At 63.0% G+C, this 17,830-nt stretch carries 18 protein-coding genes and 1 tRNA gene; 7 read left to right on the forward strand and 12 right to left on the reverse strand.

What is annotated here, in order from left to right:
• Window positions 1–135: 135 nt before the first annotated feature.
• From pstS to phoU, 5 genes are all read left to right on the forward strand, one after another.
• Window positions 136–1,149: a phosphate ABC transporter substrate-binding protein PstS gene (pstS, locus tag GAK28_RS00505; RefSeq protein ID WP_291774478.1), complete on the forward strand. Its 1,014-nt coding sequence runs from the start codon at window positions 136–138 to the stop codon at window positions 1,147–1,149.
• Between the two features lie 121 nt (window positions 1,150–1,270).
• The gene (gene pstC, locus GAK28_RS00510) at window positions 1,271–2,299 is read left to right on the forward strand and encodes a phosphate ABC transporter permease subunit PstC (protein WP_291773695.1); all 1,029 of its coding nucleotides are present in this window, start codon (window positions 1,271–1,273) and stop codon (window positions 2,297–2,299) included.
• Entirely contained in the window at window positions 2,299–3,168 is an 870-nt protein-coding gene (pstA, locus tag GAK28_RS00515) for a phosphate ABC transporter permease PstA (RefSeq protein WP_291773697.1), read from the forward strand. Before pstC ends, pstA begins: the two co-directional genes overlap by 1 nt.
• 82 nt (window positions 3,169–3,250) lie before the next feature.
• The gene (gene pstB, locus GAK28_RS00520) at window positions 3,251–3,994 is read left to right on the forward strand and encodes a phosphate ABC transporter ATP-binding protein PstB (protein WP_291774481.1); all 744 of its coding nucleotides are present in this window, start codon (window positions 3,251–3,253) and stop codon (window positions 3,992–3,994) included.
• A 22-nt stretch (window positions 3,995–4,016) separates the two neighbouring features.
• Complete coding sequence (gene phoU, locus GAK28_RS00525) at window positions 4,017–4,724, forward strand: phosphate signaling complex protein PhoU (RefSeq protein ID WP_291773698.1); 708 nt, start codon at window positions 4,017–4,019, stop codon at window positions 4,722–4,724.
• A gap of 93 nt (window positions 4,725–4,817) precedes the next feature.
• Here phoU and sugE read toward each other — a convergent pair whose 3' ends face one another.
• The 4 genes from sugE to rnr form a co-directional block, all read right to left on the reverse strand.
• Window positions 4,818–5,135: a quaternary ammonium compound efflux SMR transporter SugE gene (gene sugE, locus GAK28_RS00530; RefSeq protein WP_291773700.1), complete on the reverse strand. Its 318-nt coding sequence runs from the start codon at window positions 5,133–5,135 to the stop codon at window positions 4,818–4,820.
• Between the two features lie 181 nt (window positions 5,136–5,316).
• A complete protein-coding gene (locus GAK28_RS00535; protein ID WP_291773702.1) occupies window positions 5,317–5,589 on the reverse strand; it encodes a hypothetical protein in 273 nt (90 codons plus the stop codon).
• Window positions 5,586–6,332, reverse strand: coding sequence for a 23S rRNA (guanosine(2251)-2'-O)-methyltransferase RlmB (gene rlmB / locus GAK28_RS00540; RefSeq protein ID WP_291773704.1), 747 nt, complete (start codon window positions 6,330–6,332; stop codon window positions 5,586–5,588). The genes GAK28_RS00535 and rlmB overlap by 4 nt, the downstream gene beginning before the upstream one ends.
• A gap of 3 nt (window positions 6,333–6,335) precedes the next feature.
• Window positions 6,336–9,107 (reverse strand): ribonuclease R, encoded by a 2,772-nt coding sequence (rnr, locus tag GAK28_RS00545; RefSeq protein ID WP_291773706.1) that lies wholly within the window; start codon window positions 9,105–9,107, stop codon window positions 6,336–6,338.
• Between the two features lie 130 nt (window positions 9,108–9,237).
• On the opposite strand from rnr, the gene GAK28_RS00550 reads away from it, so the two are divergent.
• Both GAK28_RS00550 and GAK28_RS00555 read left to right on the forward strand, forming a co-directional pair.
• Window positions 9,238–9,322, forward strand: a tRNA-Leu gene (locus GAK28_RS00550).
• Between the two features lie 929 nt (window positions 9,323–10,251).
• The gene (locus GAK28_RS00555; protein WP_291773708.1) at window positions 10,252–11,136 is read left to right on the forward strand and encodes a sterol desaturase family protein; all 885 of its coding nucleotides are present in this window, start codon (window positions 10,252–10,254) and stop codon (window positions 11,134–11,136) included.
• Here the strand turns inward: GAK28_RS00555 and GAK28_RS00560 are convergent.
• The 8 genes from GAK28_RS00560 to GAK28_RS00595 form a co-directional block, all read right to left on the reverse strand.
• Window positions 11,081–11,539, reverse strand: a complete 459-nt coding sequence (locus GAK28_RS00560; RefSeq protein WP_291773710.1) for a phage tail assembly chaperone — start codon at window positions 11,537–11,539, stop codon at window positions 11,081–11,083. The genes GAK28_RS00555 and GAK28_RS00560 overlap by 56 nt on opposite strands.
• Window positions 11,536–12,849: a hypothetical protein gene (locus GAK28_RS00565; protein ID WP_291773712.1), complete on the reverse strand. Its 1,314-nt coding sequence runs from the start codon at window positions 12,847–12,849 to the stop codon at window positions 11,536–11,538. The genes GAK28_RS00560 and GAK28_RS00565 overlap by 4 nt, the downstream gene beginning before the upstream one ends.
• A gap of 67 nt (window positions 12,850–12,916) precedes the next feature.
• Window positions 12,917–13,594: a hypothetical protein gene (locus tag GAK28_RS00570; protein WP_291773714.1), complete on the reverse strand. Its 678-nt coding sequence runs from the start codon at window positions 13,592–13,594 to the stop codon at window positions 12,917–12,919.
• Window positions 13,591–14,718, reverse strand: a complete 1,128-nt coding sequence (locus GAK28_RS00575) for a baseplate J/gp47 family protein (RefSeq protein ID WP_291773716.1) — start codon at window positions 14,716–14,718, stop codon at window positions 13,591–13,593. The genes GAK28_RS00570 and GAK28_RS00575 overlap by 4 nt, the downstream gene beginning before the upstream one ends.
• A 6-nt stretch (window positions 14,719–14,724) precedes the next feature.
• Window positions 14,725–15,132, reverse strand: a complete 408-nt coding sequence (locus GAK28_RS00580; RefSeq protein ID WP_291773718.1) for a hypothetical protein — start codon at window positions 15,130–15,132, stop codon at window positions 14,725–14,727.
• A gap of 9 nt (window positions 15,133–15,141) precedes the next feature.
• Window positions 15,142–15,732, reverse strand: coding sequence for a phage baseplate assembly protein V (locus tag GAK28_RS00585; protein ID WP_291773720.1), 591 nt, complete (start codon window positions 15,730–15,732; stop codon window positions 15,142–15,144).
• On the reverse strand, window positions 15,729–16,880 hold the full coding sequence (locus GAK28_RS00590) for a hypothetical protein (RefSeq protein ID WP_291773722.1): 1,152 nt from the start codon (window positions 16,878–16,880) through the stop codon (window positions 15,729–15,731). Before GAK28_RS00590 ends, GAK28_RS00585 begins: the two co-directional genes overlap by 4 nt.
• Complete coding sequence (locus GAK28_RS00595; RefSeq protein ID WP_291773724.1) at window positions 16,873–17,829, reverse strand: hypothetical protein; 957 nt, start codon at window positions 17,827–17,829, stop codon at window positions 16,873–16,875. Before GAK28_RS00595 ends, GAK28_RS00590 begins: the two co-directional genes overlap by 8 nt.
• Window position 17,830 lies beyond the last annotated feature (1 nt).

The following is a 17,830-nucleotide window of genomic DNA, read 5'->3' on the forward strand; positions in this document are numbered from 1 at the left end:
AAAGACGGGTGTCATATTCGTGAAACATTCAACTCATTTCATTGCAACACGGCGGGGCTGCAATACGCCCCCGGGCGGGCTTCGCCCGACACTCTATCCATCGAGGATTACTCCGTGTTCACACGCAAACTCCGCATCGCCGCGCTGGTCGCCGCTTCGCTGTTCGGCATGTCGGCCGTGCAGGCCACCGACATCACCGGTGCCGGCTCGAGCTTCGTCTATCCCGTGATCTCCAAGTGGTCGGCCGCTTACGCCGAAAAGACGGGCAACAAGCTGAACTACCAGTCCGTCGGTTCGGGTGCGGGTATCGCCCAGATCAAGGAAGGCACCATCGACTTTGGCGCCTCCGACGCTCCGATGAGCGCCGAAGACCTGCAGAAGTTCGGCCTGGGCCAGTTCCCCAGCGTGGTCGGCGGCATCGTGCCGGTCATCAACCTCAAGGGCGTCGACGCCGGCAAGCTCAAGCTCACCGGCCCGGTCCTGGCCAAGATCTTCCTTGGTGAAATCAAGGAATGGAACAACGCCGAGATCCTCGCGCTGAATCCCGAGCTGAAGACGGCCCTCACCGGTCTGGAAGGCAAGGCCGCGCAGATCACCGTCGTGCATCGCTCGGACGGTTCGGGCACCTCGTTCAACTTCACCAACTACCTGTCCAAGGTCAGCCCGGAGTGGGCCTCGAAGGTGAAGTTCGGCACGGCCGTCGAATGGCCGGCCGGCGTCGGTGGCAAGGGTAACGAAGGCGTGTCGCAGTACGTGCGCCAGATCCCGGGCTCCATCGGCTACGTCGAGTACGCCTACGCCGAGAAGAACAAGATCTCCTGGGCGCAGATGCAGAATGCCGCCGGCCAGTGGGTCGAGCCGAACGCCGACGCCTTCGCCGCCGCCGCCGCCACCGCGGACTGGAAGTCGGCCAAGGACTTCAACCTCATCATGACGAACGCCCCGGGCGCCAAGGCGTGGCCGATCACCGCCACCACCTGGATCATCATGTACAAGAAGTCGAAGAACCCGGAGCACACCAAGGTCGCGTTCGACTTCTTCAAGTGGTCGCTCGAGAACGGCCAGTCGCAGGCCGCCTCCCTCTCCTACGTGGCCCTGCCGCCGGAGCTGGTCAAGCAGATCGAAGCCTACTGGGCCGAGTTCAAGTAATCGAAGCGATCCGACAGGCCGGATGAAACACTTCCGGTCCAGAGTATCGTCCAAGGGGGTCGCCGTCCCGTCAGGGGCGGCGGCCCAAAACTTTGCATAGGCCCGGGAAACAGCACTCACCATGCATGCCACCGCCAGCAACGTCGTGTCCGCCGAGCAATCGGCCGAAGCGGCCCGCAACGCGAAGGATTCGCGCAACGACGTCCTCTTCGGGTGGATACTCAAGGCCTGCGCCCTGCTCGTCCTCCTGGCGCTCGTCGGTGCCGCGGCCTCCACGCTCTGGCTCGGCCAGGACGCGTTCCGTACCTTCGGCTGGGGCTTCCTGACCAGCGCGACGTGGGACCCGAGCAACGACCAGTACGGCGCCCTCGTGCCCGTCATGGGTACCGTCGGCACCGCGATGATCGCCCTCGTGGTCGCCGTGCCGATCAGCTTCGGCATCGCCCTCTTCCTCACCGAGATCGCGCCGCAGTGGCTGCGCGGCCCGGTCAGCTCGGCCATCGAATTGCTGGCCGGCATCCCCTCGATCATCTACGGCATGTGGGGTCTCTTCATCTTCGCCCCCTTCGTGGCGGAGCACATCAAGCCGTGGCTGATGAACAACTTCAGCGCCGACCCGCCGGACGGCAAGGTCTCGCTGCTGGTGGTCAAGCTTCCCTGGATCGCGAAGTTCTTCTCCAGTGAATACGCCTTCTTCGGCGCCGGTGTGCTCACGGCGGGCCTCGTGCTCGCGGTGATGATCATCCCCTTCATCTCCTCGGTGATGCGCGAAGTCTTCCAGACCGTGCCGACGCGCCTGAAGGAATCCGCCTATGCGCTGGGCTCCAGCACTTGGGAAGTGGTGTGGGACATCGTGGTGCCCTACACCCGCACCGCGGTGATCGGCGGCGTCTTTCTCGGCCTGGGCCGCGCGCTCGGCGAGACCATGGCCGTGGCCTTCGTGCTCGGCAACACCTTCAAGTTTTCCTGGTCGTTCCTGGAGACGGGCAGCTCCATCGCCTCCACCATCGCCAACCAGTTCGGCGAGGCCCAGGGCCTGCAGAAGTCGGCCCTCATGGCGCTGGCCTTCCTGCTCTTCGTGGTGACCTTCATCGTGCTGCTGATCGCCCGCCTCATGCTCCGCCGGATGGCCACCAAGGAGGGTCGCTGATGTCCTCCGCGCTCTACACCAGCCGTCGCGTCAAGAACGTGCTGGCGATGATCTTCAGCGTCATCGCCACGGGCATCGGCCTGCTCTTCCTGGCCTGGATCCTCTGGGAGACCCTGAGCCAGGGCATCTCGGCGCTCAAGCCCCAGCTGTTCACCAAGATCACCGCGTATCGCGAGGAAGGCGGCCTGGCCAACGCCATGGTCGGCAGCCTGATCCTCAATACGCTCGGCATCCTGATCGCCACGCCCATCGGTGTGGCCGCCGGTACCTGGCTGGCCGAGTACTCGCGCCGCTCGCGCCTGGGCCCGACCATCCGCTTCCTCAACGACATCCTGCTGTCGGCGCCATCCATCGTGCTGGGCCTGTTCGTCTACACGATCGTGGTGCTGCCGTCGAAGTACCTCACCGACGGCGCGGTCACCTTCTCGGGTGTCGCTGGCGGCATCGCCCTCGCGCTGATCGCCCTGCCCGTCATCGTCCGCACCACCGACGAAATGCTTCGCCTGGTGCCGGGCACGCTGCGTGAGGCCGCGCTGTCGCTCGGCGTGCCGCAGTGGAAGCTCACCCTGCAGATCCTGGTCCGCTCGGCCCGCTCGGGTATCGTCACCGGCGTGCTGCTCGCCCTGGCGCGCATCAGCGGCGAAACCGCGCCGCTGCTGTTCACGGCGTTCGGCAACAACTTCATGACGTTCAACCCGCTGGACAAAATGCCGAGCCTGCCGCAGATCATCTACGAGTACACCAAGGACCCGAGCCCGGACATCAACGTCCTCGCCTGGGCCGGTGCCTTCGTGCTGACCATGTTCGTGCTGGCGCTCAGCCTGATCGCCCGCTTCGTATTCTCGCGTTCCAAGGTGTCCCATGACTAACATGAACGACGTCGTTTCCCAGCCAGGCTTTGGCACCTCGCCTCACGCCTCGGGCGTCGACCTCGGCCAGGTCCCCGCGAAGATGACGGTGCGCGACCTCAACTTCTACTACAACGAATTCCATGCGCTGAAGAACATCGCCATGGACGTTCCGGAGAAGAAGGTCACCGCCATCATCGGCCCGTCGGGTTGCGGCAAGTCCACCCTGCTGCGCATCTTCAACCGCATCTATGCGATCTACCCCGGCCTGCGCGCGCAGGGCGAAATCGTGCTCGACGGCGAGAACATCCTCGACCCGAAGTATTCGATGAACCGCCTGCGCAGCAAGGTAGGCATGGTGTTCCAGAAGCCCGTGCCGTTCCCGATGACCATCTTCGAGAACGTGGCCTACGGTATCCGTCACCACGAGAAGCTCTCGCGCCAGAAGATGGAAGAACGCGTCGAGCAGGCCCTGCGCGGCGCCGCCCTGTGGGACGAGGTGAAGGACAAGCTCCGCCAGAGCGCGCTCGGTCTCTCCGGCGGCCAGCAGCAGCGCCTGTGCATCGCGCGAGGTATCGCCCTGAAGCCCGAGGTGTTGCTGCTCGACGAGCCCACCTCCGCGCTCGATCCGATCGCCACCAGCCGCATCGAGCAGCTCGTGGAAGAACTCAAGAAGGACTTCACGATCGTCATCGTGACGCACAACATGCAGCAGGCGGCCCGTTGCTCCGACATGACCGCCTTCATGTACATGGGCGAGCTGATCGAATTCGACCGGACCGAGAAAATCTTCACGAAGCCGGACAAGAAGCAGACCGAAGACTACATCACCGGCCGTTTCGGCTGAGCCCCAGGATACGAGGGACGCGATGAACACTACGCACCAGCACATCATCAAGAGCTACGACGAAGAGCTGAAGCGCCTGACCGGCGAAATCGTCAAGATGGGCGAGATCGCCGTGGCCCAGATCGAGGCAGCCATCGATGTCGTGGAACGCCGCGACGAACGCGCCGCCCAGCGCGTGGTCGACAACGACGACGCCATCGACGCGCTGGAACACGACATCAGCCAGGACGTCGTCCGCCTGTTCGCCCTGCGCGCGCCCATCGCGGGCGACCTGCGCAACGTGCTTGCCGCGCTGCGCATCGCCGCCGATATCGAACGCATCGGCGACTACGCCGCGAACGTGGCCAAGCGTTCCATTCCGCTCAGCCGTGTAGCACCGATTCCCGTCGCCGGTGGCCTGGCAAACCTAGCCGAACTGGCCGCCGAGCAGCTGCGTAACGTGCTCAAGGCCTATCACGAGCAGGATGCCGAGGCGGCCTATGAAGTGTGGAAGGCCGATGCGGAGCTGGACGAAGCCTATACGATGGTGTTTCGCGCCCTGCTCACCTACATGATGGAAGACCCGCGCAACATCACGCCGTGCACGCACCTGCTGTTCATGGCAAAGAACATCGAGCGCATCGGCGACCACGCGACCAACATCGCCGAAAACGTCTGGTTCGTGGTGCATGGCGAGCCGCTGGTGGCCCCGCGCACGAAGCGCGACACCACGTCGAACCCGGAGCCCTGACCCTGTCCTGTAGGAGCGCGCTTGCGCGCGATGGGGATTGCCGCAAGCACCCATCGCGCGCTAGCGCGCTCCTACAACAGCGGTCAGGCGTCTTCAGACAGCGGTGAGCTTCAGGCCGATGATGCCGGCCACGATCAACCCCACGCACAGCAGCCGCAACGGCTGCGCCGACTCGCCGAACAGCACGATACCGAGCGTCACGGCGCCCACCGCTCCGATACCGGTCCAGACGGCATAAGCCGTGCCCAGGGGCAGCTTCTTGGTCGCGAAGGCCAGCAACACGATACTCACCACCATGGCCGCACCCGTCAGCAGGCTGGGCACCAGCTTGGTGAAACCTTCGGTGTATTTGAGTCCCACGGCCCAGCAGATCTCGAACAGGCCGGCGAGGAAAAGGATGAACCAGTACATGGTTTCGCTCCACCAGGGCGGGGCCGTCCCCGCAGTGAAAGAGCGCCATGGGGTCGTCCCCATGGGCGGACCGGCATTGCGCCGGTCCGTTGAGCATTCTAGCGGGTCATCCTGACCGGGGTGTAACCCTGTAGGAGCGCGCTTACGCGCGATCGCGCGCAAGCGCGCTCCTACAAGGGCATTACGGCACGATGGGGGTAACCCTCCTGGCCCGAACGCCGCGCACGATGCCGTACACGCTGATCAGGAACCAGGCCAGCTCCTGGAGGAAGGCTGCCAGGTTGAAGGTACCGAACACCAGCGACAACAGAATGCCGAACGCGCCCAGCAGGTTCATCACCTGGTACGTGTATCCCTGCCCCGACAGCTTGTGCGCCTGGAGCAGGAAATAGGCGATCAGCACCAGGCCCACGCCGAACAGGCCGGTCCAGTCGTGCCAAAGCATGTTGCTCATCGTGCGACTCCTCGTTGCCTCAACGCCTCGAACAGCACCACGCCGGTCGCGACGGATACATTCAGGCTTTCCATGTTACCCGGCATCGGAATACGCGCCACGAAATCGCAGGTTTCACGGGTGAGATGGCGCATGCCGTCGCCCTCGCTGCCCATCACCAGGGCCACGGGGCCCTTCATGTCGATGTCGTAGATGGACGTTTCGGTCTCACCCGCCAGGCCCGTGATCCACACACCCGCGTCTTTCAGCGCACGCAAGGCACGCGCGAGATTGGTCACCGCCAGCACGGGAACAAGATCCGCACCGCCAGCCGACGCACGACGCACCGTCGGCGTGATGCCCACGGCGCGATCCTTGGGTACGATCACAGCGGTAACGTTCGCGGCCGCCGCACTGCGCAGGCAGGCGCCGAGGTTGTGCGGATCGGTCACGCCGTCCAGCACTAGCACCAAGGCATCGCGACCGGCGGCCTCGATCAGCGCCGGCAGGTCGGCATCGCCGCGCAGGGGCGGCGTTTCATATTTGGCGATAACACCCTGGTGACGGGCCTCGCCACCGATACGCTCAAGCTGATCTTTGCCGACCGACTTCACCTGGATGCCACGCTTGCGCGCAGCCGCCGTGATCTCGTTGATGCGGGCGTTCTTCGAGTTCTGCTCGATCAATACTTCACGGACTCGCTCCGGGTCGTTGGCGAGGGCGCCTTCGACCGGATTGATGCCGACGATCCACGTCTCGCTCATGACTTACGACTTGCTCCTGGGTTTGCGCGGCGCGGTCTTGGTCACCGCGGCCTTCTTGGTGGCAGCCTTCTTCGCGGCCGCCTTTTTAACTGCCAGCTTCGGCGTCGAGGGCTTCGCTACCGGCGCCTTCGTCACCGCGACCTTCTTCGCCACGGCTTTCTTCACCGCGACCTTCTTGACCGCCGCCTTCTTTACAGGCGCGCTCTTGGCCACGGCTTTCTTCGCCACGGGCATCTTCACGACCGGCCCGGCAACGGGCTTGGCACGCGTCGCGCGTACCGGCGCTGCCGGCGTCGGTGCGACCACGGGGCGCGCATCATCGCGAACCGTCGGCGTGGCGACAACCCCAGTCTTCGGCTTTCGCTTCGCGCCGAGCTTCTCGGCGACCTTCTTCACGACGCGCCCCAGAGCCTTGCCAGCCTCGGCGACGGCGCTGGTGGGCTTGGGCTTGGGCGCGACGACCGGCGCCGGTGCGGGTGCGGGTGCGGCCGGCTTCGGCAGCGACTGGAGACGGGCGACGAGGCGGAAATCGATCTTGCGATCTTCCAGGCTCGCGCGCATCACCTGCACGCTCACGTAGTCGCCCAGGCGATAACTCGCACCCGTTCGTTCGCCAGCAAGCAGATGTCGGACCGGATCGAACTTGTAGTAATCGTTCGGCAGCTGCGACACATGGATGAGGCCCGACACGCGCGACGCTGCCAGTTCGACGAACAAACCGAAGGAAGTGACGCCCGTGATGGTGCCGGCGAACTCCTCGCCCACGTGCTTTTCCATCCAGGCACACTTGAAGCGCTCGTCCACATCGCGCTCGGCCTCTTCCGCACGACGCTCGCGCTGCGAGCAATGCACGGCCATCGCGGCCATCTGCGCTTCGCTATAGGTGTAGTCCGCCGGCTTGCCACGGGTCACCGCATAACGGATCGCACGATGGACCAGCAGGTCGGGATAGCGACGGATCGGCGAGGTGAAGTGGGCGTACGCGTCCAGCGCCAAGCCGAAGTGGCCCTGGTTTTCCGGGTGGTACACCGCCATGCTCTGCGCGCGCAACAACACGGACTGGATCAGCTCGGCCTCCGGACGATCCTGCACCTTCTTCAGCAAGGCGGAGAAGTCGGCCGGCGTCACCTCGTCGGCGGGCGGCAGCTTCAGCTTGAACTCGCGCAGGAAGCGCAGCAGGTCGTCGTACTTTTCGGCCAGCGGCGGCGCGTGCACGCGATACAGGGCCGGAATCTTGCGCTTCGAAAGGAATTTCGCCGCCTGCACGTTCGCGGCGATCATGCATTCCTCAATGAGCTTGTGCGCATCGTTGCGGTCGGTGGTGCCCATGGACACCACGTCGCCCGACGGCGCGAGGCGGAACTTCACTTCCGGCGTCTCGAAATCGATCGCGCCGCGACGCTTGCGCGCCTTCGACATGGCCTTGTACAGGCGATGCAGGTTTTCCACCTGCGGCAGCACGTCGGCGATCTCCTGGCGGACATCCTCGTTGCGCTCACCCACGGCCTGCCAGACCTTGGTATAGGTCAGGCGCGCATGCGAGAACATCACCGCCTCGTAGAACTTCGATTGCTGTACTTCGCCCTGCTCGTCCACTTCCATGTCGCAGACCATGCACAGGCGGTCGACGCGGGGATTCAACGAACAGATACCGTTGGACAGCGTCTCCGGCAGCATCGGCACGACGAAGCCGGGGAAGTACGTGGACGTGCTGCGCTCGTAGGCCTCGGTGTCCAGCGGCGTGCCCACGGGCACATAGTGCGAGACATCGGCGATGGCGACGATAAGACGGAAGCCACCGCCCTTCAGCGGCTCGGCATACACGGCATCGTCGAAGTCGCGAGCGTCCTCGCCGTCGATGGTGACCAACGGCAGGTCGCGCAGGTCGATGCGACCCTTGCGCTCGGCGGCGGACACCTTCGGCTCGACCTCTTCCGCCTGGCGGACCACCTGCGGCGGCCATTCGTGCGGCAGGTCGTGGCTGGCGATCGCCATCTCCACCACCAGCGACGGTTGCAGGCGCTGGCCCAGGACGGCGCGGACGGTGCCGAGCGGCCCGCGGTGCGGAGTCGGCGGATCGGTGATCTCGGCGACCACGATCTCGCCCGAGCGGGCACCGGCATCGCGGCCGGCGGGAATCATGATGTTCTGGTGCAGGCGACGGTCGTCCGGCTCGACCAGGGTCACGCCGTTCTCGATGACAATGCGGCCGACCAGTCGGGGCGAGCGACGCTCAAGCACCTCGACGATGGCGCCCTGGCGGCGTCCACGGCGGTCGATGCCGACCACGCTAGCGAGCACCCGGTCGCCGTGCAGCACGCTGCGCATCTGCGAGGGCGAGAGGTAGAGGTCTTCCCCGCCCTCGTCCGGACGCAGGAAGCCGTAGCCTTCGGCGTTGGCGATAACGCGGCCCGGGATCAGGCTGAGCTTCTGCGCCGGGGCGTACCCGCCACGACGGTTACGCAGGAGCTGGCCGTCGCGGATCATCGCGCCCAGGCGCTTGCCCAGGGCGTTGATCTCGTAATCGGTGAACAGGCGAAGGGCGCGGGCGATGTCCTCGGCGGACACCAGCTCACCACGCTCCTCGAGCAACGCGAGGATCGCCTCGCGGCTGGGAATGGGCTGCTCATAGCGCTGGGCTTCGCGCTCGGCATGGGGATCCTTGACCGCCACCGGCAGCTGGTCACGGAACTTCGCCAGCGCCTTGCCCGGGCGCGTGGCTTTGGCTTTACGGGGGCCCTTGTGGCCTCCGGAACCTTTCTTTTTCTTCGTCACTGAGGGACCTTGGAAAGTGGATGCGAAATTTTTTTGCATCCGTTGTGAAAAATCGTTGACAAGTTTACCCGACCTGCCTAATCTACGTGGCTCACGGCGCAGCAATGCAACACACTGCACCGAGTCACCTGCCCAGGTGGCGGAATTGGTAGACGCACTAGTTTCAGGTACTAGCGGGTAAAACCGTGGAGGTTCGAGTCCTCTCCTGGGCACCAATATGGATTGCGGCACAACGCTTACAGAGGTTCTGACGTAATTCTACCGGAGAAGCCACCCATCGGGTGGCTTTTTCGTTTGCGCGATCCGCATGTGAGAATCACGCTCACCACTTGCTACGGCGCTGCCTGCGCTTGTCGACCACTATCTCAGGGTACGGCCGCCCCATGGCATCCCCCGTCGGCGGCGGCAAAGCGTTGCAGCAGGTAGGGAGGATCTTAGCCCGATCGCTCAGCGGCCCAACCAGACGGTCGGCGTGGATGGACAAGTAGCGCCGTAGATGCTTGTGGGCCGTCTCAAAGCGCGCGTAGTGGTACGGGCCACGGTGGCGCGGGCCTCGCTCAAACATAAGGTCCCAGCCGTCTCCGACCCTGCGCACGACGCAGATCGGCATCGACCCGCTTGTGTGCAGGTACTTGTATAGGTCGGGGCCATGGCGCTCGTAGATCCACATGCCGGCGAGCCTACGCCGAGCCTGTCTCACCCGTGGAGATGGGTATCGTAGAATTAGCTAAACCACTCAGGCGGATGGAAATGCTTAGAGCCACGCTAATTTGTATGATGTCCGGCCTTGTCGCTTGCACTGCGCCGCCGAACGCCTCGATTACTACAAGCGCGGACCTCAAGATGGCGATGGAAGCCCGTTGGCGCGTTAAAGTAGGCGGCTGGTATCAGCCTGGGGACGAGGAAATAGCCGCGGCTGTAGGACCCTACGTCGATGGGGTTGTTGCGTCGAATGACGGACATGCCTTTTGTGTCCCCAAAGGTTCGTCGCAGGACTCCATACTTGAGGAACTGAGCGTGCAGGCAAGAGATCCCGCACCGGTTCCAGTGCAGGGCGCCGCAAGCTACATCGTTAGGGTCTTATCAAAGAGCCACCCGTGCCAACCGCATCAATAGTATTGAAACTGACAAACTGGACTTGGTCATGCACGACTTACTGATTTCTGCCTGGACAGGCATGCGAAACTATGCCTGGAGCGTACTTCTGGCGTCGACAATTTGCCTCGCGCTGGAGATGCTTTGGCCCAAGAGCAAGTACTCCGTCAAGTCCCGCCTGCGGGGAGGACTGCACTGGGCGGTGTACATCGCTATCACCGCGACTTCTCTGGCGTTCTTCAACGCGCTATGGGCTCAGCTGCATATCACGCCACTCTTCACCCTCCGCCTTGGCGTGCTGTCGTATTCCGAACACAAGTGGCTGCACCCTATTAGCTGGTTTGGCGCGCCATTGCTCGCGGGCATCATTGGTGAGTTCTTTTACTATTGGTTCCATCGGGCACAGCACACCTTCAAGTTCATGTGGCGCTTCCATGAGGTGCATCACTCTCTTGAAGAGATGAGCGCATGGAATAGCAATCATCACTTCAGCGAGGAAATTTTTCGAATTCCATTCATTACGATACCGATGTCCCTGCTATTTGCGCTGGACACCGGACTCGTGCCCGCCTTGATTTTCACCATCATCGGCATGCAGGGACAGTATGAGCACTCCTGCACGCGTTGGAACCTTGGCCCACTGAGGTACATCGTGGCGGACAACCGATACCATCGAATTCACCATTCGGTGCATCGAGAACAGTGGGGCCACAACTTCGGCTCCTTCGTGCCCTTCTGGGACATCGTGTTCCGCACTGCGATCTTCCCAAAGAAGGGAGAGTGGCCGGATGTGGGCGTGCCTGGCACGCCCGAACCCAAGACAGTCCGCGACTTCTTGTTCATGCCATTCCGTCGCCGAACCGGTGCAGAAAACGCACTCACACAGCAGACATTACAGCCTGTATCGCAAGCTGCTGACTCTCCGGCAGTGTAATCCCTGCCGGAACGGCCGGGAAATGATAGCTCGCCGGGAAACCTGACTGCTGAGGGACATCCCTCAGCTGCTGACGCCAAGTCCTGAGCGATGCCACGTCTTGCGACGCATCTGCAACCGTGTTGATCGCAAAATCCGCAAGGTTGAGCAAGGAATTCCGCGCCGAACGCAGTTGATCGGCGGTTGGCGGCGGCGGGGGCGGCGGAATATAGGGACCAAATGCCCACGTCCCGTCGACCTGCGCTGCCGCCCATCCGACGATGGGCCTTGGGTCAACATCCGTCACGTCGATCCATACGAAGCTCGCGGGGAATTGTGCTGACCAGTCCTCTACCGTCATGTCGTTCGGATCGTCTGCCACTTGCGTCACGTATCCGCTATCGATCAGTGCATACGTCTTCATGCGTATTCCTCGATGATCACGATGCCAGGTGCACCGTTTCCGCCAATCTGAGCAGCGCCATTCGGCATGGTGAGGCTGCCGCCACCACCACTACCAGGGAATGTTCCCGCGAATCCAGGGCCAGTTGAACTATTGATGCGTCCATCACCTCCGGGTCCAAACGCCGAGGCACCGCCGCTCCCGGAAACTGCAACACCGCCATTAGAAATGACCAAAGTCACGATGCCGGTATTGCCTTGCCCTCCGCGGCCATTTATCACCGTGCCACCGGTTGCAATCGCTGGCCCGAATACGCCGCCAGCCATTGCGATGCCAGTAAACGGAGTTCCGGTGGCGGTAGACCCAATCCCCCCGGGAGCCAACATAAGTCCGCCGAAACTCGAAGAGCCACCATTTCCACCAGAGCTACCGAGCACAGCCACGCCCGGCGCACCAACAACAACCGAAAGGCCAGAAAAGCCAGAGGTAATCCAGCTCTCACAATAGGACCCGGCGCTCCCACCGCCGCCCAAAGCCACTTGAGATGCGCCGCACGCAACCGTACCCGAGCCCGCTGCACCCGAGCCTTGAACCTTTGCACGAACTAGCCTGGTTCCCGGCGAAGGGTTGTAAGTAAAAGTTCCTGGGGTGCTGAAAACACGAGTCGTAATAAGCCTACCGATGGAAATCGGCGAACTCGTGATCTGGTTGGTGTTGGCCCCGACGATATTTGCGGAGGTAATTGTCGTCTGACCGTTAGCAACCGTCACAACAGCGAGTGCAATAAATCCGTTGTCGACCGCCGGCGTCGTCTGTGTGCCCGTCGCCGCAGCGACACCCGACTTAACCTGCAACTGCACAATCCCGGCACGCGTCGTTGCCTGCTGCGCACCGCTGTTGTTCGGTCCGCTGTATGCCTGAGACGGATTACTCGCGTTGTAATACGGAAGCGTCGTATTGTTCGTATCGCTGTCCGAATACGTCGCTTCGATCAGATAATTGACCGAGAAGCCAGCCGTCGGAGGCGCCGCACATGCCAGCGTTACGGGGTCCAGCAAGATCCCTTGCTTCACCAGCGTGTGCGCGTTGTCCGCCGGCAACGAGCTGTACGCGGTAGCCTCAAGGTTCATCAGCTGATATATCTCGCCTGGGGCGACGACGACGTTCAGCGCAGCCGGGGTATTCGGACCCACGGTGAGGCCGTTTACGGCTCCCCCTGTTCCGAAGATCGCGCCCATCAGCTTACCGAGGGCCACCATCACCGACTGGTTCGTGCCGAGCAGGTCTGTTTCGAGCGGGATCTGACCCGGGTAGACGATTTTTCGATCCAAGAGATTTCTCCAGGCATAAAAAAACCCGCCTCAAGGGCGGGTTCGGGGATGGACTTAGTTGGATTGGCTAGTTGCTAATTCGGGTCCAAACGATGGTCCCAGCAGGCTTCACCGCATCGATAGCCGCGAAGATGTCGGCGTCTGTCACACCACCGGTCACCATTCCTATAGATGCGTACTCGGCTCTCGATGGCGTGCCATACGCGCCGGTTGGGATGCGATAGCCGGCGACGTTAGCAATGCCGACATTGCTCACCGGCCTATAGGCGATGACGAATGCCTGGTAGGGGAGCAGCATCGAGCCGTAGGCGCCCGCCACGCCGTATCCAATGTTCGGGGCCCCATAAGCACCAGTGTCTGCGGGCCGTAAGGGCTCGATGATCGTCGGCGACCTACCCGTCAGCGCGGTGAGGATCGAGACGATCGCGTTACGCGTCGCCTTCTCGCGGAACAGGTTCGCGAGAATCACGAGGCGATAGGAGGTATCCGACTGGCCGACCTTGCGCAGGAGTCCCGTTGGCCCAAAGAAGTCGGCGGCGATCATGTCGAGCCAGCCATCGGTGGCTGTCATGATCCGCGTCTGGAGCTTCGCATAGCCGTAGATCGTGTAGACGAAGCTAAGCAACGTCGCAATGCCGGACAGCACGCCATCCAGCAAAGGCATGCTGTCCGAGACACCACCAAACCACCGCGTGGGCAGCTTTGCTTTTAGCCTCACGAAAATGTCGTTGAAGTCTCCGATCACGATACGGTCACCGTTCCGACGATGATGCGCTGCTGGCCGGACACGACGATGTCGGTGGTGCCGCCGTTGACCGTCAGTCCCGTGATGTTGGTGATACCCGGGGACGCGTCATACGCCACCTGAAGAAGACGGCTCCACGAAAGGCCCTGCCCCAGACTCAGTCCAGCGATGTAAGCCTGAATCGCGGCCCTGATGGCGACCTTGGTAGCAACCGGGTCATATCCAGAACCCACCGCCGCGGCCATCGCCACGTTGGCGAGGGTAGTGATCGGCGCGAAGACCCCGAAGGCAACGGTAAATGGCCGAACGGCGTCAATCGCGTTGTACGCCGATGCGAGAAACGTCGATCCGGGTACGCCGCTGCCATCGTCGACGACGGCGTAGAAGTACCCTGGATGGTAGTTGCCGTTGTAGTCCTGATTCTCGGCCAGCGATGCGGTGGCTCCGATTTTTAGTGAAGTGATCGCGTTGAGGATGGCTTGCTTAGTCGCCCTCGAAAGGCTGGCGATGTAGGCGACGAACCGAGCGCGGAAAGCGCCATCCTGCTCCGCATCGGCGCCATTAGTGATCGGCACCAGATTGGTGACGGTATCCACGTAGGGAACCGCCTGCGCAAGCACGCTTATGGCGCCAGCGACGACGTTGTAAGCCGCACCAGCCGAGGCAGCGACCACCGGCACCGACATGCTCGCCGCGGCAGGTAGGATGACGTAGCCGCCAAGCTGCGCGCTGTACGCTGCGTTCGTGGCGTCCACCACCACCGAGTACCGAAGGGTGCCATCGGCCGTCTGCACGACGGCGCCAATGGGAACGACCGCCTGCATGCCAGGGGTGAACCGAGCGAATACGACCTGCCCCGTCGCGGTTGCTGCCTGGAGCCGGAAGAACTGAAAATCCGCCATCCACGAGTCGAGGTCGGGCCCGTTACTCGTCGCCGCTCGCGTTGTCGCCAGCAAGAGGAGAATCAGGCCCTCAAGCCAGATCACCACCGACGCCTGCGACTCGGCTGTCGCGCGCAGGATGGAACCGACCGTGAAGTCCACCAGGGCCGACGCCCGCGCCTGAACGCTGACAGCGAAGTCGGTAACCAGTTGGGAGAAGCTTTTCGAATTAACGCTGGCCATGGCCGCTCACTGGTTGACGTTGAAAGACAGGATGGCCGCCGAATCGGACTCGGCATCGGTGTAGCGGATCGAGACCGCGAGACCGTTCGTGATCGTGCTCACGCTGATGACCGGCTCCGGCAGCGACGCGACGGCATCCTCGAGCTGGATCTGCCCTCGGATCAGCGCAACGATTTCGGCTAGATCGACCGCTAGTCCCACATACCGTGGCAAGCCGGCGCCGTAGTTAGGATGGAACGGGTAATCTGGAGGCAAAACGGTCCCGTCAGGAAGCACCGCGCGGGGGTTGGTCAGGAGCCGGCGCAAGATGCGCTGTTGCGTGCGCGCCGATCCCTGTGCCTGGCCGAGGTCGCCAGATGGCCCCACCCCCACGTCGGCGCCCCAGTAATGGTTGATGTCGGTCAGGTCAGCCACGCGAATTCCTTAAGCCACTGGGCCGGACGTACCCGAACCCGTTTGAACCCCGGTCACGCGGAGCGTGCTGTCGACATGCTTGCCATTCGACGTGATGCTGCCGGTGTGGGCCTGGTTGCCGTTCACGTTGAAGTCGCCGGCGTGATTCCACGTGCCTGCCGATGAAAGCGTGCCGTCGCCGTTGAGCGCGATGCTCGCGCCGTTCCCATCGCTGAAGGTGGCCTTGCCGTCGTTCGTGAGCTTCCAGAACGCGCCGGACCGATGGACGATCCAGACCTCGCCAGCCGGAACGGCCAGCGGCACGTCGATGTCATTGAACAGGGCTCCACCGGCGACGCCCGCGTCCTGCGCGCCATCCTGAAACTCCACCGTGATCTGGTCATCGAGGTTCGGCGGCGCGTAGATGCCGAAGCCATTGCCCACCTGAACGGCCTGCAAGGGAATCCAGCCCGTCTCGACCTCGTCGGGCGGAAACTTCACCTTGACCGCATAGCGGTTCGGATCGTAGGCGCTGACCAGGCCGACACGCAGGCCCGCACGCCCCTGCGCGGCGGCCGTGGCAATGCCGCGCATGGCGTTGTGAAGCCTGGAACCGGTCATGGGACGATGCTCGTATCCTGCGAGTGGTTTTTGCCGCTGATGTCCATCGTGTAGCCGCCTCCGTTGGACATGGAGCGGTTTACGCTGTCCACGTAATACGTCTGGTCGAAGGAGGTCCCGGTGCCCGTGACCTTCACCATGCTGGTCGCCGTGGTGTCGCTATCCGCGGGCATTGATGCTCGGAAGCGCATCTCGTGCTTGATCAGCTCGTTGTAGAGCGCCTGCGCCCGCTGAAGCGCCTGCTCCTGGGTAAGGTTGCCGATGACGTAGGAATAGACCTGCGCGGGAGACGTGGCCTGCCCTGGCCTGATGCCCTTCGCGTGGCTCGTCGGGTACGTAGCCGTGAATCCCTTCTTCTGCTTCTGGTTCCAGGATCGGACCTGCACGATGGCGCCCTTCCCCACCGTCAACGTGCGCGAGAAGCCGAGCCGGATGGTGTTGGAGCGATGAAAGCCATAGGTGTCATCCGGCTCTTCCCACCAGATTTCGAGGGGAACGGCGTCGGCTGGGTCCGGCTTGGGCTCGAAGTGCAGTTCGTCTCCCTTCACGTAGACGACGAAGCCCTCCTGCATGGCGAGCCAGGTCAGTAGCTCCCACTCGGTGTCCGTCGATGTCATCGACACATGGTCTATCTGGTAATAGCGCCCCACCGGCGTGGAGGTGTCCGTAACCACCGGTGTGAGACCGTGTCGCTGCGCCAACGTGGTCGCGATCTGGCTTGCCGTCTGGGTCTGCCACTTCTCCGTGGTCTTCGCGTCGATCAGCAGGGACGTGAGATCGCGGCCGCTGAGCGGGATTTCGCGCGCGGCAGGATCGAAGTCGATTACGTCCACATTCCCCTTGATCAATAGCGTCAGTTCGTCGGCACTAACCACATCAGGGTTCGACGGGAAGCCAGCGAAAATCTCCACGCTGATCTGATCCTGCGACAAAAGCCAAGCTTTATCCTGCGGTGCAACCAGTTCTTTAACGGCGAGCAACACGTCGAAGGTGTCGGCCTCGTGGTAGGCATTGGAATCCACGGCGAAGTCGATCCACGCCGGAGACGGCGTACCGTTGAGTCGCACCAACCCGCGCGGCTGGCGAGCAGCCTGCATCGATGGATCGATGACCGCGGCGACCGACGAGAGGTCTTGAACTTCAGTCACCCAGCAACCCTCCCGCGTTGTCGGCGCGTAGCGGCACCGAGATGGTTTGCAGACCGGTCAGCATCGGGTCGCTTAGGCCGTTGGCCTTGGCGATGCCGGTCCATGCCGTGGCGTCTCCGTACTGCGAGGCCGCCATGTCCATGAGGTTGCCGCCGGACACGGGAACCGAGCGGCCAGCACCCGCCACTGAACCCAGGTTCGAGCGCATGCGGCCTACTACGTTCTGTAGCGCGTAGAGGTTGGGCAACTGGTTGAATGCCACGACCTGGGCCGCCAGCGATTGCGACGACAAGCCGATGGGCGTGTTGGGCAGCACGCCGCCAAGCGTTCCGATGTTCTGGATGCTGTTGCCTGCACCGGCGATGAGCTGATTTGTGCGCGTAAGCACCGTCCCGATCGGGCCGAGCACGCTGTTGATGACCGAGGTCGAGGCATTCGCGAAGCTCGACACGCCGGTCACTGCCGAGTTCAGCGTTCCCAGCGCTGACGACAGCGCCCCGTCACCTATGCTCCCTCCGAGGCCGATGGCGGACGACATGTCGTCACCCATGGCGTCATCGATCGATCCGCCGGCCACCTGGGTAATGGGCGCCGTCAGGTCTTCGACAACCTCCAGGCTGATCCTGTAGGGAATCTCGTAGGCGCGACGGAAGTCCGCCTCGAAGGTCGCGATCACCACGTTGAAGCGGAAGGCATCCCAGGTCAGTGTCAGCGCGCGCCCCTGCTTGCGAAGGGTGTCGATATACCGGGCGCGCGACACCGCATCCTGGCCGCGGAACCAGCCGCGCCAGTCCTTCGGCGCGTCGTCCGGTCCCATGGCATCGACCACCCGCTGGCCACCAACGAGCTTGTGGACAACCAGCGCCTGCCCACCGCCGAACAGAATGGACTCGGGGACCTCCATGTCCCGAAACTGGAAATCGCCCAGCGTGACAACCGTCGTAGCCATG

Source organism: Luteibacter sp. (assembly GCF_009912395.1).
Lineage (GTDB): Bacteria > Pseudomonadota > Gammaproteobacteria > Xanthomonadales > Rhodanobacteraceae > Luteibacter.

What these genes read in the sequence shown, in the direction of transcription:
- pstC (WP_291773695.1), top strand. Translation starts at nt 1,271, where the DNA reads ATGCATGCCACCGCCAGCAACGTCGTGTCCGCCGAGCAATCGGCCGAA.
- pstA (WP_291773697.1), top strand. Translation starts at nt 2,299, where the DNA reads ATGTCCTCCGCGCTCTACACCAGCCGTCGCGTCAAGAACGTGCTGGCG.
- pstB (WP_291774481.1), top strand. Translation starts at nt 3,251, where the DNA reads ATGACGGTGCGCGACCTCAACTTCTACTACAACGAATTCCATGCGCTG.
- phoU (WP_291773698.1), top strand. Translation starts at nt 4,017, where the DNA reads ATGAACACTACGCACCAGCACATCATCAAGAGCTACGACGAAGAGCTG.
- sugE (WP_291773700.1), bottom strand. Translation starts at nt 5,135, where the DNA reads ATGTACTGGTTCATCCTTTTCCTCGCCGGCCTGTTCGAGATCTGCTGG.
- GAK28_RS00535 (WP_291773702.1), bottom strand. Translation starts at nt 5,589, where the DNA reads ATGAGCAACATGCTTTGGCACGACTGGACCGGCCTGTTCGGCGTGGGC.
- rlmB (WP_291773704.1), bottom strand. Translation starts at nt 6,332, where the DNA reads ATGAGCGAGACGTGGATCGTCGGCATCAATCCGGTCGAAGGCGCCCTC.
- GAK28_RS00555 (WP_291773708.1), top strand. Translation starts at nt 10,252, where the DNA reads ATGCACGACTTACTGATTTCTGCCTGGACAGGCATGCGAAACTATGCC.
- GAK28_RS00560 (WP_291773710.1), bottom strand. Translation starts at nt 11,539, where the DNA reads ATGAAGACGTATGCACTGATCGATAGCGGATACGTGACGCAAGTGGCA.
- GAK28_RS00575 (WP_291773716.1), bottom strand. Translation starts at nt 14,718, where the DNA reads ATGGCCAGCGTTAATTCGAAAAGCTTCTCCCAACTGGTTACCGACTTC.
- GAK28_RS00585 (WP_291773720.1), bottom strand. Translation starts at nt 15,732, where the DNA reads ATGACCGGTTCCAGGCTTCACAACGCCATGCGCGGCATTGCCACGGCC.
- GAK28_RS00595 (WP_291773724.1), bottom strand. Translation starts at nt 17,829, where the DNA reads ATGGCTACGACGGTTGTCACGCTGGGCGATTTCCAGTTTCGGGACATG.